Origin of the sequence: Dyella thailandensis (genome assembly GCF_050749815.1) — a bacterium.
In the GTDB taxonomy this organism is placed as follows: Bacteria; Pseudomonadota; Gammaproteobacteria; order Xanthomonadales; family Rhodanobacteraceae; genus Dyella_A.
In genome coordinates this window covers 2,603,077-2,627,795 of record NZ_CP192735.1, presented here as the reverse complement: position 1 = coordinate 2,627,795, position 24,719 = coordinate 2,603,077, and the positions used below count along the sequence as shown (strand labels likewise).

Below are 24,719 nucleotides of genomic sequence, written 5' to 3'. Positions count from 1 at the left end.
GGCGCCTGACCCGCCAGCGCGGCTGCGCGGCGCTACGGCTACGCGGGAAATCGAAACGGGCGGAGCGCGTTGCCGCACTCCGCCCGTCCTGTTCGGTATTTCACGTACCCACTGGGGGTATCTGTCGCGGCAGGAATTCGGCGTGCCCGGCTCAGTCGGCGTCCGGCGCCATCAGGCGATAGCCCGGCGGCAAGGCGGTACTAAAGGTGGCCGGATCGATCGGCGTATCCATCGACACGTGCATGGTCTGGCGCAGCCGGCTGCCGTTGCCGCCGATCTCGACCGCGCGCGGCAACGCATCGGCATCGGCCCAGATCACGATGTGCATGCCCTGCACATCAAGCGCCCAGCCCGTGGTCGGCCTGCCGTCGATCACCCGGGTGCCCGGCAGCTTGCGCGCTTCGCCCTGGAACCGGCGAACCGGCTCCAGCCATGCCAGCGGGTCGCCTGCCTTGCCGGTGGCCGGCAGCGGCATCTGCAACGCGAAGTGGCTGTCGTGCAGCAGGCTGAGCATGCGCTGTTCGTGCACGTTGACGATGACCGAGGTGGCGGTGCCGAAGTCGGTGCGCACGTCGCCGTCCCGGTTCATCCACACCCGGATCGGCGGCATCGCGATGCCTTGCGACTGCTGCTCGATCTGCAGTGTCAACGTGTGGAAATCGCGCAGGCGCTTCTGTACCGCGTCGAACGCGATGCCGTGCGAAGTGGGCAGCAGGAACAGTGCCAGCATCAGCGCGGCGGTGGCGGTGACCGCCGTCCAGCCGAGCCAGCGGCGCTGCGCCGTGTTCTGGCGTCGGCCGGCCAGGCGCTGCTCGAGCTTGTGCTGGGCGGTATCGGTGGCGGTCGCGGACAGCCCCTCATCGAGGGCGCGCAGGTGGGTGGTCAGTCGGGCAGAGAGGGTCGGGTTCATCACAGCACCTCCGGGGTGGTGGGGTCGCTTTCGCCAAGGCGCGCTTCCAGCGCGCGGACGGCGCGATGCAGGCAGACGCTGACGTGGTTGCTGTTCATGCCGGTGGCGCGGGCGATCTCGGCGATCTCCAGCCCCTGCACGTGGCGCAGCGTGAAGCACTCGGCCTCGCGCGGCTTCAGCCGGCCCAGTGCGTCGCGCAGCTGGCGGGAACGTTCATGCTGGATTGCGCTCTGTTCGGTGCTGTCGAAGGCCGCCGGTGCGGCGGCGCGCCAGGATGGCAGGAGTCGGCGCCAGCGCTGCGCCCGGCGCAGGCGATCGATCGCCATCCGCACGGTTAGCGTGACCAGGTAGGCCGGCCAGGATTCCACCGGTCCGGTCGGCCGTTCGAGCACGCGCAGGAACACATCCTGCTGCAGGTCCTCGGCCTGGCTGGCTTGGCCGAGCACCCGGTAGGCGGCCTGGAAAACCTGCCGTCCATACAGGCGCGCCAGCATGGCGACGTCGGGTGGCGCGTGGTCTGTCATGGGCTCGCCTTCGCTGTCGATCGAGATGGGCATGGACATGTCTCCGTCGGGGGTCACCCGGTAAGACGCGCCAGCGGGCCGATTCTTACAGCGGCTACGGTAGACGCAAAAAAAGGGGCGCATCGCTGCGCCCCTTCGTCTGCTGCGTGATCAGGCCGATCAGTAGCGGTAGTGCTCCGGCTTGTACGGACCTTCCTTCGGCACGCCGAGGTAGGCGGCCTGGGCGTCGGTCAGCGTGGTCAGCTTCACGCCGATCTTCTCCAGGTGCAGGCGGGCCACTTCCTCGTCCAGCTTCTTGGGCAGGATGTAGACCTTCTTCTCGTAGGTTTCCTTGTTCGCCCACAGGTCGATCTGCGCCAGGGTCTGGTTGGAGAACGAGTTGGACATCACGAAGCTCGGGTGGCCCGTGGCGCAGCCGAGGTTGACCAGGCGGCCTTCGGCCAGCAGGAAGATCGAGCGGCCGTCCTTGAACGTGTACTTGTCCACCTGCGGCTTGATGTTGAGCGCGGTGACGCCGGGAAACTTCTTCAGCGCGTCGACCTGGATCTCGTTGTCGAAGTGGCCGATGTTGCAGACGATGGCCTGATCCTTCATCTGGCTCAGGTGCTCGATGGTCAGCACGTCCTTGTTGCCGGTGGTGGTGACGTAGATGTCGCCGCGGCCCAGCGTGCTCTCTACGGTGTTCACCTCGAAGCCTTCCATCGCTGCCTGCAGGGCGTTGATCGGATCGATCTCGGTCACCACCACGCGCGCGCCGTAGGCACGCAGGCTGTGCGCCGAACCCTTGCCGACGTCGCCGTAGCCGCACACCACGGCCACCTTGCCGGCCAGCATCACGTCCATCGCGCGCTTCAGGCCGTCGGCCAGCGACTCGCGGCAGCCGTAGAGGTTGTCGAACTTCGACTTGGTCACCGAGTCGTTGACGTTGATCGCCGGCACCAGCAGTTTGCCGGCCTCCAGCATCTGGTACAGGCGATGCACGCCGGTGGTGGTCTCCTCCGAGACGCCCTTCCAGTCGCGCACGACGGTGTGCCAGAAGCCCGGGCGCTCGCTCGCCACGCGCTTGAGCAGGTTCTTGATCACCTGCTCCTCGTGGCTCTCCGAGGCGGTGTTGACCCAGTCCGAGCCGTTCTCGAGCTCGTAGCCCTTGTGAATCAGCAGCGTCACGTCACCGCCGTCGTCCACCACCAGCTGCGGGCCGAGGAACTTGTCAGCACCCTGGCCCGGGAAGGTGAGCGCGTCCAGCGTGCAGTCCCAGTACTCCTCCAGCGTCTCGCCCTTCCAGGCGAACACCGGGGTGCCGGTGGCGGCGATCGCCGCGGCAGCGTGATCCTGGGTGGAGAAGATGTTGCACGAGGCCCAGCGCACGTCGGCGCCGATGTCCTTGAGCGTCTCGATCAGCACGGCGGTCTGGATCGTCATGTGCAGCGAGCCGGTGACGCGCACGCCCTTCAGCGGCGCGCTCGGGGCGTACTTCTTGCGGATCGACATCAGGCCCGGCATCTCGTGCTCGGCAATGTCCAGCTCCTTGCGGCCGAACTCGGCCAGGCCGATGTCGGCAATCTTGTAGTCGTGGTTGGAAAGGTCGCGGGTGACAGCGTTCATGAAAATCTCCGGTTCGGTGCGAAAAGTCTTCGCGTGAAAGCAACCGGGCGCCGTTGTCGAACGTGCCGCGCCGAGCCTGGCCGGATGACGTGCCGGCCTTCAAATCGGCGGGCAGGGCGGACAAGGCCGCCGTCGCAAACGGTCGCAGCGCCCCTCGGCGGGCAGCAGGGCATTCTAACCGCAAGCGCGGTTCGGTGCCCTGCGCACACGGGGTCGCAGCGTCGGCACCGCCCAATTTGCTGCACAAGCAGCATTTTTCGTTAGGCTTGGGCGGTTGCCTCATGGAGATCGCCATGCCTTTCCAGCCCGAAACCCCCGACCTGCCGCACGATGCCCCCCTGCGCGAGGACGTCAGCCGGATCGGCGCGATGGTCGGGCAGATGCTGGCCGAGCAGCGTGGCGAAGCGTTCTTCGAGCGGGTGGAAGCGGTGCGCACCAGCGCCATCCGCCGACGCCGCGAGGGGGAGCCGGTGGCCCTGCTCGGTCGCAGCCTCAGCGGCATGCAGCCCGACGAAGCCGAAGCACTGGCGCGCGCCTTCGCCACCTACTTCCAGGCGGTGAACATCGCCGAGCGTGTGCACCGCATCCGCCGTCGTCGCGACTACCAGCGCGCCGGCGGCGCGCCGCAGCCCGAATCCCTGCTCGACGTGTTCGCCGCGCTCAAGGCGCAGGGCGTCAGCGCCGAGGAGCTGCTCGACTGGCTCGGTCGCCTGCACATCGAACCGGTGTTCACCGCCCATCCCACCGAGGCGGTGCGCCGCTCGCTGCTGGAGAAGGAGCAGGCGATCGTGCGCTCGCTGGTGGACAACTTCGATCCCACCCGCACGCCGCAGGAGCGTAAGGAAGACGACGACCGCATCTTCATGGCGCTGTCTGCCGGCTGGCAGACTGCCGAGGCCTCGCCGGTGCAGCCCACCGTGCAGGACGAGCACCACCACGTCGGCTTCTACCTGGCCAATCCGATCTACCGCATCGTGCCGGCGCTGTACGAGGCGCTGGCCGAGGCGTTGCAGCAGGTCTACGGCGTGGCCGCGCCGATGCCGCGGCTGCTCAGCTTCGCCACCTGGGTCGGTGGCGACATGGACGGCAACCCCAACGTGGGCGCCGACACCATCGCGGCCAGCCTGGCCAGCCAGCGTGCGCATGTGCTCGAGCACTACATGGAAGACGTCGCCGGGCTGGCGCGCCTGCTCAGCCAGACGCAGGGGCGCGTGGCGGTCGATCCGCAACTCTCCGCGCGACTGGACGACTACCGTGCCCGCTTCCCCGCCGCGGCGAAGAAGATCCGCCCGCGCCACGCCGACATGCCCTACCGCACCCTGCTCACCCTGATCGGTGCGCGGCTGGAGGCCAGCCTCGAAGACGATCACGCCGAGGGCTATACCAGCGTCGACGAGCTCGCCGGCGATCTGGAACTGATCGCGCACAGCCTGGTCGCCCACCACGGCCTGCATGCCGGCGCCTACGCCGTGCAACGCGTGATCCGCCGCGTGCGTACCTTCGGCCTGCACCTCGCGCGGCTCGACGTGCGCCAGGATTCGCAGGTGCACGACGACGCGCTCGCGGCCCTGCTCGGCGATGCGCAGTGGGGCGAGCACACGCCCGAGCAGCGCGTGGACCAGCTGCACCCGTTCGCCAGCGGCGAGCAGCCGCTGGCGCCGGTGGACGAGGAAGACGCGCAGCGCATGCGCGCGGTGTTCCAGGAGCTGGGCGAAGCGCGGCGCCGTTACGGCAGCGAGGCGATCGGCCTGTACATCATCTCGATGGCGCGCACCGCCGCCGACGTGCTGGCCGTGCTGGCGCTGGCCCGCCACGGCGGGCTGGCGGTGACTTCCTCGCCCCGCGAGGAAGAGGGCGCGAACGGCATCGTTCCGCTGGACATCGCCCCGCTGTTCGAAACCGTCGACGACCTCAAGAACGCGCCGGCCACCCTGCGCGCGCTGCTCGCCGATCCGGTCTATCGCAGCCACCTGAAAACCCGCAACGACCGCCAGTGGGTGATGCTCGGCTACTCCGACAGCGGAAAGGACGGCGGCACGCTGGCCTCGCGCTGGGGCCTGCAGCGCGCGCAGGTGGAGCTGCTGGAAATTGCGCAGGAGGCCGGCATCCAGCTGGCCTTCTTCCACGGTCGCGGCGGCTCGGCTAGCCGCGGCGGCGCCCGCATCACACCGGCGCTGATGTCTTCGCCGCGCGGTTCGGTGGCCGGCGTGCTGCGCGTCACCGAGCAGGGCGAGGTGATCCACCGCAAGTACGGCATCCGCGCGCTGGCGCTGCGCAACCTGGAGCAGACCGTGGGCGCCGTGCTGCGCGCCAGCCTGCGCCCGCGCGAGGACGAGCCGCGCGAGGCCGAATGGCGCGAACGCATGCACCGGCTTTCCGCCGCCAGCCGTGCCCACTACCGCGCCTTCGTCGACCGCGAGGGGTTTGTCGGCTATTTCCGCACCGCCACGCCGATCGACGTGATCGAGCGCATGACACTCGGCTCGCGCCCCTCGCGCCGCCGCAGCATGCGCGGTGTGCAGGACCTTCGTGCGATCCCGTGGGTGTTCTCCTGGACCCAGTGCCGCTCGATCATCACCGGCTGGTACGGCCTCGGCACCGCGCTGGAGCAGGGCACTGCCGACTTCGGCGAAGCGGCGCTGGCCGAAATGGCGCGCGACTGGCCGTTCTTCAGCAACATGCTCGACGACGTGGAGATGGTGCTGGCCAAGTGCGACCTCGACATCGCCGAGGCGTTCTCGCTGCTGTCCGGCGAGCTGCACGCGCCGTTCTTCGGGCTGATCCGCGACGAGTTCGAACGCACCTGTCGCTGGGTGCTGCGCCTGAAAGGCAGCCAGGAACTGCTGGACGGTTCGCCCCGGCTCGCCCAGTCGATTCGCCTGCGCAACCCCTACGTCGATCCGATGAGCGTGCTGCAGGTCGACCTCCTCAAGCGCTGGCGTGCCTCCAACGGCGAAGACGACGCCCTGCTGCGTGCCCTGGTCGCCTGCGTCAACGGCGTCTCGCAGGGGCTGCAGAACACCGGCTGAGGGTTCGCGCCGCGGGCCAGGCCCATTGCACGAAGCGGACGGCTGGCGTCCGCTTCGTGCGATCGCTACGCTCGCGATTCACTCGCCGAGATAGACGTCATGCACGCCCCCACGCCGCCCCGCCTGAACCCGCTCGCCCTCTTCATCTTCAGCTCGCGCTGGTTGCAGCTGCCGCTGTACCTGGGCCTGATCGTGGCGCAGTGCGTGTACGTGTTCCTGTTCGGCAAGGAGCTGTGGCACCTGATCCACGAGGCGTCGCACCTGGGCGAGCAGGAGATCATGCTGATCGTGCTCGGGCTGATCGACGTGGTGATGATCTCCAACCTGCTGATCATGGTGATCGTGGGCGGCTATGAGACCTTCGTTTCCCGACTCGGACTGGAGCAGCACCCGGACCAGCCGGAGTGGCTGAGTCACGTGAACGCCTCGGTGCTCAAGGTGAAGCTCGCGATGGCGATCATCGGCATCTCGTCGATCCATCTGCTGAAGACGTTCATTGCCGCCGGCGCCCTGGAGGGGCTGCCGTTCTGCTCGCCAGAGGTAGTCACATCCGTCGACACCGCCGTGGAGGCCGCCGCAGCCATGAAGTGCTCGACACTGACGGTTACCGGCGTGATGTGGCAGACGATCATCCACGTGGTGTTCATCGCCTCGGCGATCGGCATCGCGTGGACCGATCGCATCATGCAGGCCGGTGTGGCGCGGGTGCGCGAGGCGCACTAGAGCACCTCGCAGCGGCGCCCGCAGGCCACGGCTGGCGGACGGCGGAGCAGGCTTCAAAAAGCCGGCGGGTTATCCCCATGTTAAACAACCACTTGAGTTTTCATTCTCACCAGAAATCTCTGGAATTGTGCTGCCGCTCACGTTAGGGTGCGGGGCAGCCAACAAGTGCTGTCTTTATGTCCCAGTCTTTGCAATCCCCTCGTCGCTGGCCTGGCCGCGTCGCCGTCCTGGCCCTGCTGCTCACCGTCGCGACCGGTGTCGCCCATGCCGAGCAGACCTCGGTGATTGTCGACGGAACCACCGGCCTCACGCTCAGTGAAAGCCACGCCGATGACGCGCACGCGCCGGCGTCGCTGACCAAGATGATGACGCTCTACCTGGCCTTTCAGGCACTGCGAGACCGTCGTCTCACGCTGGACGAAAAGATCCTGGTGTCCGCCCATGCGGCGTCGATGGAGCCGACCAAGCTCGGCCTGCGTCGCGGCCAATCGATCACGGTGCGCGACTGCATTCTGGGCATGATCACCAAGTCCGCGAATGACGCGGCCACCGTGATGGCGGAGAAACTCGGTGGGTCGGAAGCCCGCTTCGTCGAGGCGATGAACGCGCAGGCGATCCTGCTGGGCATGGGCCAGACCCATTTTGCCAACGCTTCGGGCCTGCCCGGCGGTTACGAGACCACCACGGCGCGCGACATGAGTCGCCTAGCGATGGCGCTGTACCGGGACTTCCCGAACCGCTCGCACTACTTCGCCACCACCGAGTTCCGTTTTCGCGGTCGTCTGGTCAAGGGCCACAACCACCTGCTGGAAAGCTACAAGGGCATGGACGGTCTGAAGACCGGCTACACCCATGCCGCGGGCTACAACCTGGCCTCCACCGCGGTGCGCGACGGGCATCGCCTGTTCGGCGTGGTGCTGGGCGGGGACACCTGGCGCTCGCGCGACCAGCGCATGGCGCAGCTGCTGGATGCGGGCTTTGCCAGCCGCGCCAGCCTGCCCACCATGATTGCCGATCGTTCGCCGAGCCGGCATACGCATGCCGCGAGCACCACGCGGCGCGTGCTCAATGCGTTGTCGCCGATCGGCACCGCCGAGGCCGATCCCGCACCGGCAGCCCGTCCGCTTCGCCACGCCGCCGGCACATCGCTGAAACGCCCACACTAGGCGGGCGGTTTCCCGACCTGGCTCAACCGTCCAGTTCGGCCCAGCGCGCGTACGCCGCTTCCAGCTCGGCCTGCAGCTTCGCCACGGCGTCATTCGCCGCCGTGATGGCGGCGCTGTCTTGCTTGAAAAAGGCCGGATCGGTCATCGCTTCGCCGCGGGCGGCGATGTTCGCCTCCAGCTCCTCGATGCGCTTGGGCAGGAGTTCCAGTTCGCGCTGATCCTTGAAGCTGAGCTTGCGCTTCGGGGCAGGCGCAGGCGCGGCCACCGGTGGATCGGTGCGGGTGAGGCCCGGCTTGGCGGCCGCTGCGGCGACGGCTGCCGCGGCGGTCGGGCGCTGGCGCAGCCAGTCGGTATAGCCGCCCACGTATTCGCCGATCTGGCCGTTACCTTCCAGCACCAGCGTGCTGGAGACCACGTTGTCGAGGAACGCACGGTCATGCGACACCAGCAGCAGTGTGCCCTGGTAGTCGGTGAGCAGTTCTTCCAGCAGTTCCAGCGTCTCGACGTCGAGGTCGTTGGTGGGTTCGTCCATCACCAACAGGTTCGACGGCTGTGCGAACAGCTTGGCCAGCAGCAGACGGTTGCGCTCGCCGCCGGATAGCCGGGTGATCGGCGCGCGGGCGCGCTCGGGCGCGAACAGGAAATCCTGCAGGTAGCCGATGATGTGCTTGCGGCTGCCGTTCAACTCGATGAACTCGCGCCCTTCGGCCACGTTGTCCAGCGCGTTGAGCGAGTCGTTGAGCTGCAGGCGGTGCTGGTCGAAGTAGGCGATCTGGATGCCGGTGCCCAGCTCCGCCGTGCCGCGCTGGGGCTTGAGCTCGCCCAGCATGATCTTCAAGAGCGTGCTCTTGCCGGCGCCGTTGGGGCCGATGATGCCGATACGGTCGCCGCGCAGGATGGTGGTGGAGAGGTCGTCGATCAGCACGCGGCCGTCGTAGGCCTGGTGCACGTGCTCGAGCTCGATCACCTTTTTGCCCGAGGCCTGTGCGTTGGCCGCGGTCATCTTCACGTTGCCGCTCAAATTACGCCGCTCGGCGCGTTCGGCGCGCAGCGCCTTGAGCGCGCGCACGCGGCCCTCGTTGCGGGTGCGCCGCGCCTTGATGCCCTGGCGGATCCACACCTCTTCCTGCGCCAGCTTCTTGTCGAACAGCGCGTTGGCCTGGGCCTCGGCGTGCAGGCGCTCCTCGCGGCGGCGCAGGTAGTTGTCGTAGTCGCCGGGCCAGTCGGTGAGCGCGCCGCGGTCGATCTCCACGATGCGGGTGGCCAGCGCGCGCAGGAAGCTGCGGTCGTGGGTGATGAACAGGATGCTGCCGTCGAACTGCTTGAGGAAGTTCTCCAGCCAGCCGATCGCCTCGATATCCAGATGGTTGGTCGGCTCGTCCAGCAGCAGCACGTCGGGCTTGCGCACCAGCGCCTGGGCCAGCAGCACTCGACGCTTCATGCCACCGGAGAGCGCGTTGAAGTCGGTGTCGGCCGGCAGCTCCAGCTTGGTGATCACCTCGGTGACGCGGCGATCCAGATCCCAACCGTTCTGCGCCTCGATGGCGTGCTGCACGTCGCCCAGCGCGTCGAAATCGCCCTCGGCGATCAGGTGGTGGTAGCGCGCCAGCAGGTGGCCGAGGTCGCCCAGGCCGTCGGAAACCACGTCGAACACGGTGCCTTCGGTGCCCTGCGGCACCTCCTGCGCCATGCGCGCGATCACCACGCCGTTCTGCACGCGGACCTCGCCATCGTCGGCCTGCAGCTCGCCGGCGATCAGCTTCATCAGGGTGGATTTGCCTTCGCCGTTGCGACCGACGATGCACACGCGCTCATTGCGTTCGATCGACAGATCGACGTGTTCGAGCAGGAGGGGGCCGCCGATCGAGAAGTCGACGCGCTGCAATTGGATAAGAGACATCCGCCCATTGTACGGGGCGGGCACGGTGTTCCGCTGGGCCCTGACATGCGGCGCGGGGCGCGCTGGTCTAGACTTCGGCGGCTGTTCACCTGGAGTCGGCATGAATCGCTGGAACGAACGCTACGCAGGCGAGGAATTCCTGTTCGGCACCGCGCCGAACGCCTTTCTCGTGGCCCAGCGCGCCCGCCTGCCGCAGCACGGCAAGGCGCTGGCGGTGGCCGACGGCGAGGGTCGCAACGGCGTGTGGCTGGCCGAGCAGGGGCTGGACGTGCTGGCGGTGGATGCTTCCGACGTGGGTCTGGCCAAGAGCCGCCGCCTCGCCGCCGAACGCAACGTTTCCATGGCCTGGGAGCTGGCCGACCTGTCGAACTGGGACTTCGGCCGCGAGCGCTTCGACGTGATCGCCGCGATCTTCATCCAGTTCGCCGATCCAGCCCTGCGCACGCGGCTGTTCGCCGGCATGGTGGCGGCGCTTAAGCCCGGGGGTGTATTGCTGCTGGAGGGCTATCGCCCGGAGCAGCTCGGCTATGGCACGGGTGGCCCGTCGGAAGTGGCGAACCTGTATACCGAGGCGATGCTGCGCGAGGCGTTCGCCGAGTTGACGATCGAGCACCTGGCCGCGTACGACGCAGCGATTCACGAGGGCAACGGGCACCATGGCATGTCGGCCTTGATCGACCTGGTGGCGCGCAAGCCGGATTGACATACCCGCCGCGCCGATGCGCGGTCGAGGCAGCAGACCTTTTCGGGGGGAAGGGCGATGAAGGGGGCACTGACCGATCGTTACGTGGAGGCCAAGCGCCTCGCGCTGGAAGCGGCCGAGCTGCCGGCCGCCGCACGTGACGAGTTCATCGTCCAGGCATGCGCGGGCGACGAAGCGCTGGAGCGCGAACTGCGTTGGATGCTGCGCGCGCTGGACGCGACCCACACCGCCACCTTGCCCGTGCTCTCGGCGATCTCGCCGGATCTCAGCGGGCACGACGCGCAGGCCACCGGGCCGCGCCACTATCGCCTTCTGCGCCATCTCGGCGAGGGCGGCATGGGTACGGTGTACCTGGCCGAGCGCTGCGACGGCGACTTCACCCAGCAGGTGGCGCTGAAGCTGCTCACCGCCGCCGCCGAAGGCTCGCCGATCCTCACCGAGCGCTTCAGCCAGGAACGCAAGCTGCTGGCGCGCCTGGAACACCCCGGCATCGCGCGTCTGCTCGACGGGGGCGTGCTCGCAGACGGCAAGCCGTTTTTGGCGATGGAGTACGTGCAGGGCGAGCGGATCGACGCCTGGTGCGACCGTCATGCGCTCGACCTCACCGCACGCATCACCCTGTTCCTCAAGGTCTGCGCCGCGGTGGAGTACGCGCATCGCAACCTGATCATCCATCGCGACATCAAGCCGGCGAACATCCTGGTGACCGAGGACGGCACGCCGAAGCTGCTGGACTTCGGCATCGCGCGCATCCTCGACGACCAGGCCGACCTGCTGGCCACCGCCACCGCTGCCCACGCGATGACGCTGGCCTACGCCAGCCCCGAGCAGATCGAGCGGCTGCCGCTGACCACCGCGGCGGACGTCTATTCGCTCGGCGTGGTGCTCTATCAACTCGTCGCCGGCCGCCGGCCCTACCAGCATCTGGTCACCCCGCACCTGCTCTCCAACGCCATCGTCACCGGCGACCTCGTGCCGCCGAGTCGGGCCGCGCGACTGGCGCGCGAGGAGGGCGCGCAGCCGGCGCTGCGCGGCCGAGCGGTGCCGCGCGATCTGGACGCCATCGTGCTCAAGGCGCTGCGGCGGCAGGCGGACGAGCGCTACTCCAGCGTCACCGCGCTCGCAGACGATCTGCAGCGTTTTCTGGAGTGCCGCCCGGTGCAGGCACGGCGCGGGCGCCAGTGGTACCGGGTGCGCCGCTACGTGCGGCGCAACCGCTGGCCGCTCGCCGCCGGCGCGGCCTTCGTGCTGGCGATCGGGGCGGGGCTGCTCAGCACGCTGTTCTCCCTGCGCGAGACGCGGGCGGCCCAGCGGCTTGCCGAACAGCGCCAACACCAGCTCGAACGCATCGTGGATTTCCAGCAGACCACGCTCGACAGCGTGGACATCGACGCGATGGGGCATGCCATCGACCGCGCGCAGCGCAGCGCGGGAAGCGCGCCGGCGACCGGTTCCACCGACCTCGCGCGGCATGCGCTGGACACCTTTGTGGTGACCCACGCGCTGGATCGCCTCGACCACGATTTCGCCGACGCCCCGCTGCTAGCCGCCGACCTGCGCCAGTCGCTGGCGCGCGTGCTGGTGGGGATCGGCAGCTACGCCCACGCAGCGACCGAGCTGGGCAAGGTGCTCGCCACGCGCCAGCAACTGGCGCCCGATGACGCCACCGCGCTGCTGGGCACGCGCATCGACCTGGCCGGCGTGCGCTTGCGCCAGGGCGACACGCCGGCCGCGGCGGCGCTGTACGCGAGCGCGTTGAGCGCTGCTTCCGCGCGGCCGTTCACCGACCCACTGCGCACCCAGGCCGAGGCCGGACAGGCGCGCGTGCTGGTGGCGCAAGGGCATCTGCCCGAGGCGGAGAAGCTGCAGAAGACGCTGTACGACGCGCTGGCACAGCGGCTGCCGGCTACCGACCCGGAACTGCTGCGGCTGCGCCGCGACCTGATCACCACCCTGATCGGTATGGGCCGACGCGATGAGGCGCTGGCCCAGGCCAAGCCGCTGGTGGCGCTCGATCGCACCACCTTCGGCAACGAGGCCCGCGAGACCCTCGATGCCATGGTCACGCTCGCCCAGCTGCAGCATTACCGGCACAACTATGAGCAGTCGCTGGCGCTCGCACGCGAGGTGGCTGCGATCCGCCTGAGGCGCCTGGGCGCGGATCACCCGGACACGCTGCGCGCGCAGTACATGGTGGCGATGGACGAGGTTTACCTGGCGCAGGACGGCCCCGCCTTCGACCGGGCGGGCGCCGACCTGCAGCGCCTGATTGACGCACGCCGGCGCGTGCTGGGGCCGGAGCATCCCGACACGATCGCCTCGATGACGCTGCAGGTGCGCCTGCTTTCCAAGCGCGGCAATGCCGACGGGGTCGACGACGCGGCGCGTCACGGTTTCATGGTTCAGGCGATCGCGCTGGAGCGCCAGATTCTCGCCGCCCACCAGCGGCAATTGGGCGAAGACCACCCCGAAACGCTGATGGCGCACGGCAGCCTGGCCAACCTGCTCAGCTACGACGGCCAGTACGCCGAGGCCGTACGCGAGGCGCGGCTTACCTTGGCCGGGCAGCAGCGCGTGCTCGGCCCCGAGCATCCGATCGTGTTCGCCACCTACGGCCTGCTTGGCGACATCGAAGTAGACGCCGGCCATTGGGCACAGGCCCGCGCGCCCTACGAAAAGGCCCTGGCCGGCCGCGACAAGGTGCTGGGTCCAGACGACTCGCTCACCCTGGAGACCGCCTGGCGCCTCTACGAAGTGCTCGATCAGCTGCACGATGCGCCCGCGGCGCTGGCGGTGCGCCAGCGCTACCTCGATCCCCTCGTGGCGAAGGACCCGGCCACCCTCAACGCCAGCCTGAAGGATGTACGCCGCTCCGCGCTGGAGGTGCTGCGCACGGGGAAGGCGCCGCTGACGCCCTGAATCGCCGCGCGGATCGTTCGACCGCAGGGCTGCGCAAAACGGAACGGGCCGCATGAGCGGCCCGTTCCGGTGCTTCTGTCAACGTCACGGCGGCGTTGGCCGCCGGCGCGTCACTTCAACTTGGCGTCGGCGCGCAGCGCGTCGGCCTTGTCGGTCTTTTCCCAGGAGAACGCGGTGTAGGTGCTGCCGTCGGCGGCCTTCACCTCGTACGGCGTGCGGCCGAAGTGGCCGTAGCTGGCGGTCTGCTGGTACATCGGGTGGATCAGGTCGAGCATCTTGATGATGCCGTACGGACGCAGGTCGAAGTGCTTGCGGATCAGCTTCTCGATCTTGTCGTCGCTGATCTTGCCGGTGCCAAACGTGGTGACCGAGATCGAGGTCGGCTCGGCCACGCCGATGGCGTAGCTCACCTGCACCTCGCAGCGGTCGGCGATGCCGGCAGCCACGATGTTCTTGGCCACGTAGCGCGCGGCGTAGGCGGCCGAGCGGTCGACCTTGGACGGATCCTTGCCGGAAAACGCGCCGCCGCCGTGACGGGCCCAGCCGCCGTAGGTGTCGACGATGATCTTGCGACCGGTGAGGCCGCAGTCACCCACCGGCCCGCCGATGACGAACTTGCCGGTCGGGTTGATGTGGTACTTGGTGCTCTTGTGCAGCAGCTTGGCCGGCAGCACCGGCTTGAGGATGTGCTCGCGCACCGCCTCGATCAGGTCCTTCTGCTTGATGCCCGGGTCGTGCTGGGTCGACAGCACCACGGCGTCGATGGCGGTGGCCACGCCGTTCTCGTAGCGCAGGGTGACCTGGCTCTTGGCGTCCGGACGCAGCCACGGCAGCGGCGAGTTCTTCTTCTTGCGGACCTTCGCCTGCTGCTCGACCAGGCGGTGCGAGTAGTAGATCGCCGCCGGCATGAAATCCTTGGTCTCGTTGGTGGCGTAGCCGAACATCAGGCCCTGGTCGCCGGCGCCCTGTTCCTCGGGCTTCTTGCGGTCCACGCCCTGGTTGATGTCCGGCGACTGCTTGCCGATCAGGTTGAGCACGCCGCAGGTCTCGCCGTCGAAGCCGACCTCGGAGGAGTTGTAGCCGATGTCGACGATGACCTTGCGGGTCAGCGCCTCCAGGTCGATCCACGCGCTGGTGGTGACTTCGCCGGCCACGATGGCCACGCCGGTCTTCACCAGGGTCTCGCAGGCGACGCGCGCGCGCGGATCCTGCGCGAGGATCGCGTCGAGGACGGCATCGGAAATCTGGTCGGCGACCTTGTCCGGGTGGCCTTCGGAGACCGACTCGGAGGTGAAGAGATGGCTGCTCATCGTGGGTTATATCCTTCCTTTCGGATGAAGAGATAGAAACGGGTCGCGCATCATACAACGGCCGCTCCGGCTTTGCAGGCAGGCCCGGTGCGCGGGCGTCCATCCGTTCAGCCGTCTGGACGGCCGCACGCTGCCTCGCTCAGATCAACTCGCAGCGGTTGCGCCCGCCGCGCTTGGCGCGATACAGCGCGCCGTCCGCCCGCTCGAAGGCGCTGTCGGGCGAATCGTCGCCGCGCAGTACGGTGACGCCGCACGAAAGGGTGATGCGCACCGGTCGCTGCTGACCGTGGAAGCCCAGGCTCTCGATCCGCTTGCGCAGCGATTCGGCCACGCGCATGGCCGCTTCCGCGCCCATGCCCGACAGCACCACCACGAACTCCTCGCCGCCGTAGCGTGCCAGCAGGTCGTCCGAGCGCAGCCCGGCGCGCAGCTGCTCGGCGACGATGCGCAGCGCGCGGTCGCCGGCGGCGTGGCCGAAGCTGTCGTTGATCTCCTTGAAGCGGTCGATATCGAGCACCAGCAGACTGGTCTCGCCGCCGCCCTGCGCGATGCGCAGGCAGGCATCGGCCATGTGCTGCTCGAACACCAGACGGTTGGCCACACCGGTGAGCGGGTCGGTGGAGGCCAGCGCCTGCTCGTGGCGCAGCGTGGCTTCCATCGCCTGCGCCGATCGTTCCAGCTCGCGGATGCGCTGGCCCATCTGCTCGGTACGCGCCTGCCACTCGCGTTCGCGCGCGGCCTCGCGCTGGCGAAACGTCTTCAAATGCCCGCTGATCGCGCCCAGGCGCTGCTGCACCTCGACCTGCAGCTCGCTTAGGTCCTGCGCCTGCGCGACCTGCTCGGTGAGCGCGCGGATCTCGCCGAGTACCTCGTGATCGAGCTGGTCGCGGGCGCTCTCGCCGTCACGATGGGACATGTCCTCGCGCGCGAGGTAGACGGCCAGCTCTTCCAGTTGTTCGGTGACGTGCTTGAGCAGCCGCTCGGCGGCGGCGCGCGCTTCGCCGATGCGATGGCAGTGGCGGTTCACCAGCGCGGCCACGGCCTCGGCCTGCACCGCCAGCGTGGCGGCATCGGCGCAGCCCTGGATGGTGTCGCGCAGGGCGTTCAGCCGCTCGACCGCGTCGTCGTCCAGGCGCAGCCGGTCGACCAGGGCCAGCAGCACCTGTCCGGTGGAGAGCGCTTCGGTGAACGGATGCGGCGGCGGCGCCGTCGCGCTGGGGGCTGCCGGGGCCGGCTCGTCCAGCGCCTTGATCGCCTCGCCAAGGTCCGAAAGCAGCGCCTCGAGACCGGGCTCGTCGACCGCGTCGCGTACCTGCCGGCGAATATTGCCCAGGCTCGCGTCCAGCGTGGCGGCGCGGCCATCGGCGGCGTAGGTGAGCCGCGTCACCAGCCGGCGCAGCAGGGCGTCCAGGCGCAACCAGCGTGCCTCGCTGCGTTCGAGCTGCTCGATCGCCTGCTGCTGGGTACGCGTGCTGGAACTCGATTCCATAGGGCCGGACGATTCGTGGGACGGGTTATCGTACGCGTCCGCGGCAAGCAGTGCCTACGGGCGCGATCGCGTCGCGTCGGTGCGGCGCGCGCTCAGGCCGCGACGCTGAAACTTGCGAACTCGCCGGCGGCCAGCGCTGCGAAGTAGCGCTCGGTAAGCGCCAGTTGCTCGTGCGCCGTCTCGGCGCGGTTCACCACCTGACGGAACGCGGCGTTCTCCGGACGATCCTTGGCGTACCAGCCCAGGTGCTTGCGCGCGATGCGCACGCCGGCCAGCTCGCCGTAGAACGTGTGCAGGTGTTCGAGGTGACCGAGCAGGATGGCGGCGACCTCGGCCGGCGTCGGCTCGGGCAGCTTCTCGCCGGTGGCGAGGTAGTGGGCGATCTCGCGAAAGATCCACGGCCGCCCCTGCGCGCCGCGGCCGATCATCACGGCGTCCGCGCCGGTGACGTCGAGCACGTGCCTGGCCCGTTCCGGCGTGGTGATGTCGCCGTTGGCCAGCACCGGGATGCCGATGCTCGCCTTTACCGCGGCGATGGTGTCGTATTCGGCCTCGCCCTCGTACTTGTCCGCCCGCGTGCGCCCGTGCACCGACAGCGCGGCGATGCCGCTGTCTTCGGCGATGCGCGCGATGGAAAGTGCATTCTTGTGGTCGCGATCCCAGCCGGTTCGGATCTTCAGCGTCACCGGCACCTCGACCGCCTCGACCACCGCCCGGCAGATGCGCGCCACCAGCGGCTCGTCCTGCAGCAGGGCCGAGCCGGACCACACGTTGCACACCTTCTTGGCCGGGCAGCCCATGTTGATGTCGATGATCTGCGCGCCGTTGGCGACGTTGAAACGCGCCGCCTCGGCCAGCATCGCCGGGTCGTAGCCGGCGATCTGCACGCTCACCGGTTCCGGTTCGCCGGCGTGATCCATACGCCGCAGCGACTTGCGGGTGTGCCACAGCGTGGGGTCCGCCGTGGTCATTTCCGACACGGCCAGACCCGCGCCCAGCCGCTTGCACAGCAGGCGGAACGGCTTGTCGGTGACACCCGCCATGGGGGCGAGCACCACGGGCGGATCGATGCGGTAAGGGCCAATCTGCATCCGCCCAGTTTACCTGTTGCCTGCCGGCTCAGCGCCGGCGACGTGTGCGCGCGCGCCAGAACAGGAACCCGGTGGTGACGAAGAAGGCCGGCAGCACGCCGCAGGCGATCACCACGCCGCGGTACGCCCAGCCGCCGACCGTGCCTGCATGCAGCGGATAGATCATGCCGTCGATGCGGGCCGCGGTGTCGCCGGCGCTGGCGTCGCGCACGGCCAGCACTCGCGGCGTATACGGATCGAGCCAGATCATGCTGCGGCCGGTGGCGTTCCATTCGCCCGGGGCATGTGCCCGAACGACGACGGTGGCGTCGTCGGCCTGGCCGAAGCTGATGCGCGACAGCGCCGCGTGTGGCAGCGCCGATTGGGCGGCGGCGAGCAGGGCCGCCCACGGCACGGGTGCATCGCGCCGCGCCACCGGGCTCGGCGGCGCCGCGACTGTGCCACGGCCAAAGGCCGCCTCCAGTCCACGCCGGGTGGCGCCGTGATAGACCATCAGCGTGCCGGTGAGGGTCACCAGCAACAGCAGCGGCAGGGTGAGCGCGCCCAGCGAGCGGTGCCAGGTGAGCCAGCGACGCACGGGGGGCTGGGCATACGGACGCAGGTGCGCGCGCAGCCGCCCGCGCGCCGGCCACCACAGGACGAGGCCGGACAAGAGCAGGCCCAGCGCGATCCAGCCGAGTACGCCGAGCAGGTTTTCGCCGGTGCGGCCGGCGAGCAGATGGGTGTGCCAGTTGCGCAGGATCAGCAGAGCATCGCGCGAGGCGTCGCGCGTCAGCAGCAGCTCGCCGCTGGCCGGGTCGAGGTAGCGCCGCGTGCCGTTGTCGAAGTACAGCTGCCACACCGGCAGCGCGGCGTCGGGAAGGTCCGCCGCGCGCAGGCCGCATGGCGCCCACTCGTGCGCGATGCGTGCCAGCACCCGCGCCTGCTGCGCGGGCGAAGGCGGCACATGGCCGGTCAGTGCCGGATGCGCCAGGCGCAGCAGTGGCTCCTGCAGGGCGAGCACGCTGCCGCTGAGCGCGATCAGCGCGAACACCAGGCCGGCGCTCAGGCCCAGCCACAGATGCAGGCGCTTCAGCCAGAGCTTGAGGCCGGCGCGTTGGGGACGAGCGGCGATCACGTTCAGAACGTCTGCTGCCATCCCAGCGACACCGTGCGGCCGCGGCCGGCAAAGTAGCTCTCGTCGTCGCCCACGGTCTGCGACACGTAGTTGATGTACTGGCGGTTGGCCAGGTTCTGCACGCCCAGGGTCCATTCGCCGGCGCGGCCGGCGTTCCAGCGCAGGTAGGCATCGGCCGTGGTGTAGCCATCGAAGTGCCCGCTGCGCTGGCCCAGCGTTGCGAAATCGCGACCGGCCAGGCGCGACACCTGCAGGTAGCTCGACCAGTCGCCGCTCCATTGCTGGGTCCAGCTCAGGTTGAGGCGGTTTGGCGCGATGTTGGCGCCGTCCAGATCGGAGTCGACGCGGCCGTCGCCGTTGCGGTCGGAGCGGCCGTGGTTGATCGCGTAGCTCATTGTCAGCTGCGTGCCGGCAAGCGGCTTCCACCCGGCGCGCGCTTCCCATCCGCTGATCTCGATGCGCTGGCGTGCCACGTTGTAGACCTGGTTGGCAGCGTCGAACACCAGCACCGAGCCCAGCCGGGAGGTGGAGGTGTAGTGGCTGAGCCGGGTGGTGAAGCCGCCGTCGGCGTACTCGGCGCCCGCCTCGCGGTTATCCGACACCACCGGCTTGAGGTCGAGGAAGTCGGCCACGTTCTGGCCCGGCACGCTGATCGCGCGCAGCACGCGGCCCACGTCCGGCAGGGTGTAGCCCTCGGCATAGCTGGCGAACAGGTTCAGCCGATCGTTGAGGTACCAGACCGCGCCGAGGTTCGGCAGCGTCTTGCTGAAGCGGGTGGAGCCGCCCTGCACGGTTACGCCGTTGTAGAAGGCGAGGGTGCGGAAGGTCGGCACGTCCAGCCAGCCATGCTCCTGGCGCAAGCCGCCATTCAGCGACAGCGAGGGCAACACCCAGAGTTCGGCCTGGAGGAACGGCGCCCATCCGGTGTAGGTGCTGTCCGGCACCCAGTTGCGGCCGGTCTGCACCAGTTCTTGATGGGTGGTGTCGCGGTAGCCGTCCACGCCGGCCAGCAGGTTCAGGTGGTCGTCGAACAGTCCGCTGCGCGACCACGACAACCGCGCGCCGCGCTTGAGCGACACGTTCTGCGACTGGTCGAAGATGGTGCTGCCGTAGGCGGGATCCTGAAAGGTGCCGAAGGTGCCGCCGCCGAACAGTTCGCGGTTGGCCTGGTAGTACAGCTGCGCGCGCAGCTCGCCGCCGGCCAGGTGCGGGTCGCGGTAATCCAGGCTGGTGGTGAGCACCCGATTACGCGGGGCATCGCCGGGCTGCGGCTGGCGGATCGAGGTGGTGGGCAGGCCCGCCGTCATGTCGCCCGGCACCGCGGTGTAATCGCCGTTGCCCTGCAGCTGGAAGCGGTTCACCGTGAGCTGCAGCCGCCGTTCGCCGGCAAAGTCGTAGCCGAGCTTGGCGAACAGGTCGTGGCTGGACGAATCCATCAGGTCGCCCTGGGTACCGTCCACGCCGATCAACCGGCCGTGCGCGTCTGAGTACATGCCGCGCTCGCGCGCGGACACGCCCACCACCGCGTCGAATGCCCCCTGCCGCGCCCCCAGCACGTACGAGCCGCCGTAGCCGAGGCCGTCGGTGCCGCGCGTCGGGGCGCTGGCATCCAGCGCCACGCGCTGGGTGATGCCGTCCTTGTCCGGGGCGCGCCGGGTGATGATGTTGATGATGCCGCCGGCGGCGCCAAGCCCCTGCAGAGCGTTGGAACCCTCGACGATCTCGATGCGCTCGATCATCGCCGGATCGATCGTGTACGCATCGCGCGAACCGTTGCGCAGCGGGCTGGACTGCGGCACGCCGTCGATCATGTACAGCGGACTGCGCCCCCGCAGGGTTTCGCCGCGGCTGGACAGTTTCTGGGTGGCGGGCGAGAAGGAGGGCAGCAGGGCGCCGATCGCCTGCGACAGGTCCGGCGTCAGGGCCAGTTGCTGGCGCAGCTCTTGCTGGTCGATCACGGTGATCGTCATCGGCAGCGCACCCTGGCTGCGCGGCATGCGCAGCGTGCTTTCGGACACCTCGACGCGCTGCAATTGCACCGTCTGCGGGGCGTCGGCGGCGTGGGACGGGACAGCCAGCGCGCACAGGACGGCCAAGGCAACGGGGCGGACAGCAGACATGCGGCAACTCCAGACGAAATCCAGAGAATCTTAACGAGAACGATTCGCAACTACAACAATCGAGGGGTTCGATCCTGGCGGAGCGCTTGCCGTGGGCGCGCCGGCGCAGAATGATGCCGCCAGGGGCGAACACACAGGGGCGGGCGATGCGAGGCTGGGTATGGGCTGCCGGGTTGCTGCTCGCGCCGCTGGCGTGGGCCGACCAGGTACCGCCGCGTTACGCCGAGCACGATCGGGTACTCACCGAGCCGCAGGCGGTGATCCAGCGGGTGCGCCAACGGCTGGATCGCGACGAGGCGCTGGACCCCGCGCAGGAGCGCGAAGCGCTGTGGTGGATGGGCACGGCCGGCATCAACATCGGCGATGACGCCGCGCTGGCCGAGGCGACGCTGCGGCTGGACAGCCTGTCCCATGCCCATCATGACGCGGCCGCCGCGGCCGCGGCCGGTTTCCTGCGGGCGCGCCACCTGCTCGAGTCGGGCGGACAGGGCGGGCTGGCCGAGGCCCTGCGCGCCGCGGCGCAGGTGCAGGACACCCACGACGACGCGCTGGCCGCCTGGGCCACGTTCCAGCTCTGCGATGCCTACACCATGGACGAGAACGCCGAAGGCGCCGTGCCGGTGTGCCTGCGCGCCGAAACCGCCTATCGGCGGCTGGCCGATTCGTGGGGCGTGGCCGAGGCCGAGAACGATCTCGGCATCAACTACGCCAGCCAGCAGCGGATCGACGACGCCGTGGCGATGTACCAGCGCTCGCGCCAGCGCTTCAGCGCTCTCGGCGCGGAAGCCTGGGCCGCCTCGGTCGGTGACAACCTGGCGCGGGTGGAACTGCAGCGCGGCCGGCCGGCTGCAGCGCTCGCGCTGTCGCAGGAGTCGCTGTCGCAGGAGGAGGCCAGTGGCCGCGTCACCGACGCGCTGCTCTCTCGCGCCAACATCGCCCGCACCTACGCGGCGCTGGGCCAGCCGGAGCAAGCGCTGCGCCGCATCAGCCGCACCGTCGAGGATGCGCGCCGTGCCGGCAAGGACGGCCTGTTGCCCGACCTGCTGCAGACGCGCAGCGAAATGGCCGAGCAGGCCAAGCACTACCGGCAGGCACTGGCCGACGCGCGCGAAGTGATCCGGCTGATCTCGGCGCGCCGCACGCCTGCTTCGCGCACGGCCGAGGCGACGTTGGAAGCGCGCTACGCCGAGCGCGAGCGCGAGTTGCGGATCCGCGAGCTGGAGCGCGAGAACCGCCTGAAGGATCTCGCGCTGAAGGCCGCCCAGGCCGAGACGGCACGTCGCGACGAGGCGCAGCGTCGACAGGAACTGTCTGGCCGGATGAGCTGGCTGGTGACCGCCGCGATGCTGGTGGTCGCGCTGCTGCTGTATCTGCTGCTGAGCAACCAACGGCGGCATGCCGCGGCCTTGCGCGAGCAGGCCCTGCGCGATCCGCTGACCGGGGTGGACAACCGCCGCGCGTTCCTCGAACAGGCCTCGGCGCTGGTGGCGCATCGGCCGCCAGCGGGCGTCCCGGCGCACGTGCTGATGCTGATCGACTTCGACCACTTCAAGCGCATCAATGACGGCGCCGGCCATCCGCAGGGCGATCGCGTGCTGGTGGAGGTGTCGGCGTTCCTGCGCGAGACGGTTGGCCCGCAGGGCCAGGTCTCGCGCATCGGTGGCGAGGAATTTGCGGTGCTGTGCCCGACGTTGGGCGCCGACGCCGGCATGCGCCTGGCCGAAAGTCTGCGCGCCGGCGTCGCGGCCCTGCCACTACCCGCCGAAGCCGGTGCGGGGCACATCACGGTAAGCATCGGCGTGGCGCTGTTCGAAGCGGCACGCCATCGCGATCTGGATGGCTGGATGCGCGCCGCCGACGCGGCGCTCTACTCGGCCAAATCGTTTGGCCGCGACCGCGTGGTCGCCAGCACGCTGGTGGGTTGACCCGTCCGCTCAGTGCGCCAGGCTGGCGCTGCCGCCCAGCCCCTCGCCGCGCACGTGCCGGTGGCGGAACAGCAGCAGGAACAACACCGCGACCACTGCAGCGTACAGCGCGAAGCTGATCCAGATGCCGTGCCAGTCCTTGGTGCCGTCGGGCGCGGTGAAGAACGCCTCGATCACCACGCCGGAGATCGAGCTGCCGAGTACAGCGCCGATGCCGTTCGTCATCATCATGAACAGGCCCTGCGCGCTGGCGCGGATCGCCGGGTCGCTCTGCGACTCCACGAACAAGGAGCCCGAGATATTGAAGAAGTCGAACGCCATGCCGTAGACGATGCACGACAGGACGATCATCCACAGCCCCGGGCCGGGATTGCCGTAGGCGAACAGGCCGAAGCGCAGCGCCCATGCCGCCATCGAGATGAACATCACCGTCTTGATGCCGAAGCGCTTGAGGAAGAACGGGATCGCCAGGATGAACAGCGTTTCGGACACCTGCGAGATCGACATGATGATCGCCGGGTATTTCACCGCGATCAGCCCCTGGTATGCGGGGTTGCTGGCGAAGTCGTGCAGGAAGGTGTCGCCATAGGCATTGGTCAGCTGCAGCGCCGCGCCCAGCAGCATCGCGAAGATGAAGAAGATCGCCATCTTGGTGTTCTTGAACAGCTTGAACGAGGTCAGTCCCAGCGTGTCCAGCAGCGAGCGACGGGCGGTGACGGCGGCGAGGCGATCGAGCTTGGGCGGGCACGGCGGCAGGGCGAATGCGTACAGACCCAGCACCAGCGCCGCGCCGGCGGCGACGTAGAACTGGCCGGAGGTGGTCTCCAGGTGCAGCAGGCTCACCGTCCACAGCGCGGCGATGAAACCCACCGTGCCCCACACGCGGATCGGCGGAAAAGTGGTCACCACATCCAGCCCGTCACGCTTGAGCGCGTTGTAGGCCACCGCGTACGACAGCGCGATGGTGGGCATGTAGCAGCACATGTTCACCAGCATCACCCAGAACAGCACGCCGGGCCGGTCGATCATCGGCACGATGCACAGCACGATGGCGCCGAGGATGTGCAGCAGGCCGTAGAGCTTCTCGGCGTTGATCCACTTGTCCGCCACCACGCCCATCAGCGAGGGCATGAACAGCGAGGCGATGCCCATGGTGGAGAAGATCGCGCCGAACTGCGCGCCGCCCCAGTGACGGTTCTGGAACCAGTACGCGCCGATGGTGATCAGCCACGCCCCCCAGACGAAGTACTGCAGGAAATTCATCACTACCAGGCGGAACTTGATACTCATCGGGGCTCTTCGTGCGGTGTATGGAAAGGGGCGCTGCTGGCGCACGCCGCGTCGAACGCGGCAAGCGCCGTTCGACCGGATCGTGACGTGAGGGCGTTCCCCGGGAGCCGACCCGCGCGAGCGGTTATCAGGCGCGTGGCAGCGTAGAGGAGCGGGCACGCGCGGGGCAAGCTGCGCTGCGGGCCGCGCGCGGCGGTCTACACTGCGCGGCCCATCGCACCGGTTTCGCCTCATGCCGCTGTTCCTCACGATCGCCCTGGTGCACCTGCTGGCGCTGGCCAGCCCGGGACCGGACTTCCTGTTCGTCTCGCAGACGGCGGCCAGCCGTCCGCGCACGCAGGCGCTGGCCGGCGTGCTGGGCATTGCGTTGGGGATAGCTGTGTGGGCGGCGCTGGCCCTGCTCGGCCTGCACGTGTTGCTGCACCGGCTGGCCTGGCTGCAGCGCACGGTGGCGATCGCTGGCGGCGCCTACCTGCTGTGGATGGGATTCCAGCTGCTGCGCGCGGCGTGGCAGCCGGCCGGGGCGACTTCGGCAAGCGCGCCGTCGCTGCCGTCCGGCGTGTGGCGCAGCCTGCGCGCGGGCTTGCTCACCAATCTGGCCAATCCGAAAGCCGTGATGTACTTCGCCAGCGTGTTCTCCGCGCTGGTGGGGCCGGCGGTTACGGCAGCCACGCGCTGGCAGCTGTGGCTGCTGGTGACGGTCGAGTCGCTGGCCTGGTTCGCGTTGGTGTCCGCGTTGTTCGCGCTGCCGCCGATGCGGCGGGCGTATCTGCGTAAAGCGCGCACCATCGACGCGCTGGCCGGGGGCGTGTTCGTGCTGTTCGGGCTGCAGCTGATGCTCGGCTGAGCCCGAGTGGGTGCTGTGGGTAGGAGGTGATCGCAGGATGCGCGTGTACAG

The 24,719-nt window shown here is 69.0% G+C and carries 17 protein-coding genes and 1 riboswitch; of the genes, 7 read left to right on the top strand and 10 right to left on the bottom strand.

The features are described 5' to 3' along the window. Positions 1-151: 151 nt before the first annotated feature. The 3 genes from ACQVBX_RS12125 to ahcY form a co-directional block, all read right to left on the bottom strand. Positions 152-910 (bottom strand): hypothetical protein, encoded by a 759-nt coding sequence (locus tag ACQVBX_RS12125; protein ID WP_431634337.1) that lies wholly within the window; start codon positions 908-910, stop codon positions 152-154. Next, positions 910-1,467, bottom strand: a complete 558-nt coding sequence (locus tag ACQVBX_RS12120) for an RNA polymerase sigma factor (RefSeq protein ID WP_431634336.1) — start codon at positions 1,465-1,467, stop codon at positions 910-912. The genes ACQVBX_RS12125 and ACQVBX_RS12120 overlap by 1 nt, the downstream gene beginning before the upstream one ends. Before the next feature lie 126 nt (positions 1,468-1,593). After that, a complete protein-coding gene (gene ahcY / locus ACQVBX_RS12115) occupies positions 1,594-3,039 on the bottom strand; it encodes an adenosylhomocysteinase (protein ID WP_431634334.1) in 1,446 nt (481 codons plus the stop codon). Positions 3,040-3,077: 38 nt separating this feature from the next. Continuing rightward, positions 3,078-3,201, bottom strand: a riboswitch (S-adenosyl-L-homocysteine riboswitch). 131 nt (positions 3,202-3,332) lie between these two features. Here ahcY and ppc point away from each other — a divergent pair. The 3 genes from ppc to ACQVBX_RS12100 all read left to right on the top strand — a co-directional run bounded on the left by ppc (position 3,333) and on the right by ACQVBX_RS12100 (position 7,957). After that, positions 3,333-6,068 (top strand): phosphoenolpyruvate carboxylase, encoded by a 2,736-nt coding sequence (gene ppc / locus ACQVBX_RS12110; protein ID WP_431634333.1) that lies wholly within the window; start codon positions 3,333-3,335, stop codon positions 6,066-6,068. Between the two features lie 99 nt (positions 6,069-6,167). Beyond that, positions 6,168-6,791 carry a TIGR00645 family protein gene (locus tag ACQVBX_RS12105; protein WP_431634331.1) on the top strand — a complete coding sequence of 208 codons (624 nt, stop codon included), beginning with the start codon at positions 6,168-6,170 and terminating at the stop codon, positions 6,789-6,791. Between the two features lie 176 nt (positions 6,792-6,967). After that, positions 6,968-7,957 carry a D-alanyl-D-alanine carboxypeptidase family protein gene (locus tag ACQVBX_RS12100; protein WP_431634330.1) on the top strand — a complete coding sequence of 330 codons (990 nt, stop codon included), beginning with the start codon at positions 6,968-6,970 and terminating at the stop codon, positions 7,955-7,957. Between the two features lie 22 nt (positions 7,958-7,979). Here ACQVBX_RS12100 and ACQVBX_RS12095 read toward each other — a convergent pair whose 3' ends face one another. Next, entirely contained in the window at positions 7,980-9,857 is a 1,878-nt protein-coding gene (locus tag ACQVBX_RS12095; RefSeq protein ID WP_431634329.1) for an ATP-binding cassette domain-containing protein, read from the bottom strand. A 100-nt stretch (positions 9,858-9,957) separates the two neighbouring features. Here ACQVBX_RS12095 and ACQVBX_RS12090 point away from each other — a divergent pair, with 100 nt between their 5' ends. Continuing rightward, on the top strand, positions 9,958-10,560 hold the full coding sequence (locus ACQVBX_RS12090; RefSeq protein WP_431634328.1) for a class I SAM-dependent methyltransferase: 603 nt from the start codon (positions 9,958-9,960) through the stop codon (positions 10,558-10,560). A 57-nt stretch (positions 10,561-10,617) separates the two neighbouring features. Continuing rightward, positions 10,618-13,479 carry a protein kinase domain-containing protein gene (locus tag ACQVBX_RS12085; RefSeq protein ID WP_431634327.1) on the top strand — a complete coding sequence of 954 codons (2,862 nt, stop codon included), beginning with the start codon at positions 10,618-10,620 and terminating at the stop codon, positions 13,477-13,479. A gap of 110 nt (positions 13,480-13,589) precedes the next feature. Here the strand turns inward: ACQVBX_RS12085 and metK are convergent, their stop codons facing one another. The 5 genes from metK to ACQVBX_RS12060 form a co-directional block, all read right to left on the bottom strand. Then, the gene (gene metK / locus ACQVBX_RS12080; protein ID WP_431634326.1) at positions 13,590-14,789 is read right to left on the bottom strand and encodes a methionine adenosyltransferase; all 1,200 of its coding nucleotides are present in this window, start codon (positions 14,787-14,789) and stop codon (positions 13,590-13,592) included. Between the two features lie 139 nt (positions 14,790-14,928). Further along, a complete protein-coding gene (locus ACQVBX_RS12075) occupies positions 14,929-16,278 on the bottom strand; it encodes a diguanylate cyclase (protein WP_431634325.1) in 1,350 nt (449 codons plus the stop codon). Between the two features lie 92 nt (positions 16,279-16,370). Next, positions 16,371-17,369 (bottom strand): tRNA dihydrouridine synthase DusB, encoded by a 999-nt coding sequence (gene dusB / locus ACQVBX_RS12070; RefSeq protein WP_431634324.1) that lies wholly within the window; start codon positions 17,367-17,369, stop codon positions 16,371-16,373. Positions 17,370-17,397: 28 nt separating this feature from the next. Continuing rightward, a complete protein-coding gene (locus tag ACQVBX_RS12065) occupies positions 17,398-18,507 on the bottom strand; it encodes a PepSY-associated TM helix domain-containing protein (protein WP_431634323.1) in 1,110 nt (369 codons plus the stop codon). Beyond that, positions 18,489-20,606: a TonB-dependent receptor gene (locus tag ACQVBX_RS12060; protein WP_431634322.1), complete on the bottom strand. Its 2,118-nt coding sequence runs from the start codon at positions 20,604-20,606 to the stop codon at positions 18,489-18,491. The genes ACQVBX_RS12065 and ACQVBX_RS12060 overlap by 19 nt, the downstream gene beginning before the upstream one ends. A 146-nt stretch (positions 20,607-20,752) precedes the next feature. On the opposite strand from ACQVBX_RS12060, the gene ACQVBX_RS12055 reads away from it, so the two are divergent. Then, positions 20,753-22,531 (top strand): tetratricopeptide repeat-containing diguanylate cyclase, encoded by a 1,779-nt coding sequence (locus ACQVBX_RS12055; RefSeq protein ID WP_431634321.1) that lies wholly within the window; start codon positions 20,753-20,755, stop codon positions 22,529-22,531. A gap of 9 nt (positions 22,532-22,540) precedes the next feature. Here the strand turns inward: ACQVBX_RS12055 and ACQVBX_RS12050 are convergent, their stop codons facing one another. Further along, the gene (locus tag ACQVBX_RS12050; RefSeq protein WP_431634320.1) at positions 22,541-23,821 is read right to left on the bottom strand and encodes a nucleoside permease; all 1,281 of its coding nucleotides are present in this window, start codon (positions 23,819-23,821) and stop codon (positions 22,541-22,543) included. Positions 23,822-24,053: 232 nt separating this feature from the next. Here ACQVBX_RS12050 and ACQVBX_RS12045 point away from each other — a divergent pair, with 232 nt between their 5' ends. After that, positions 24,054-24,668 carry a homoserine/threonine efflux transporter gene (locus tag ACQVBX_RS12045; protein WP_431634319.1) on the top strand — a complete coding sequence of 205 codons (615 nt, stop codon included), beginning with the start codon at positions 24,054-24,056 and terminating at the stop codon, positions 24,666-24,668. Positions 24,669-24,719: the final 51 nt, after the last annotated feature.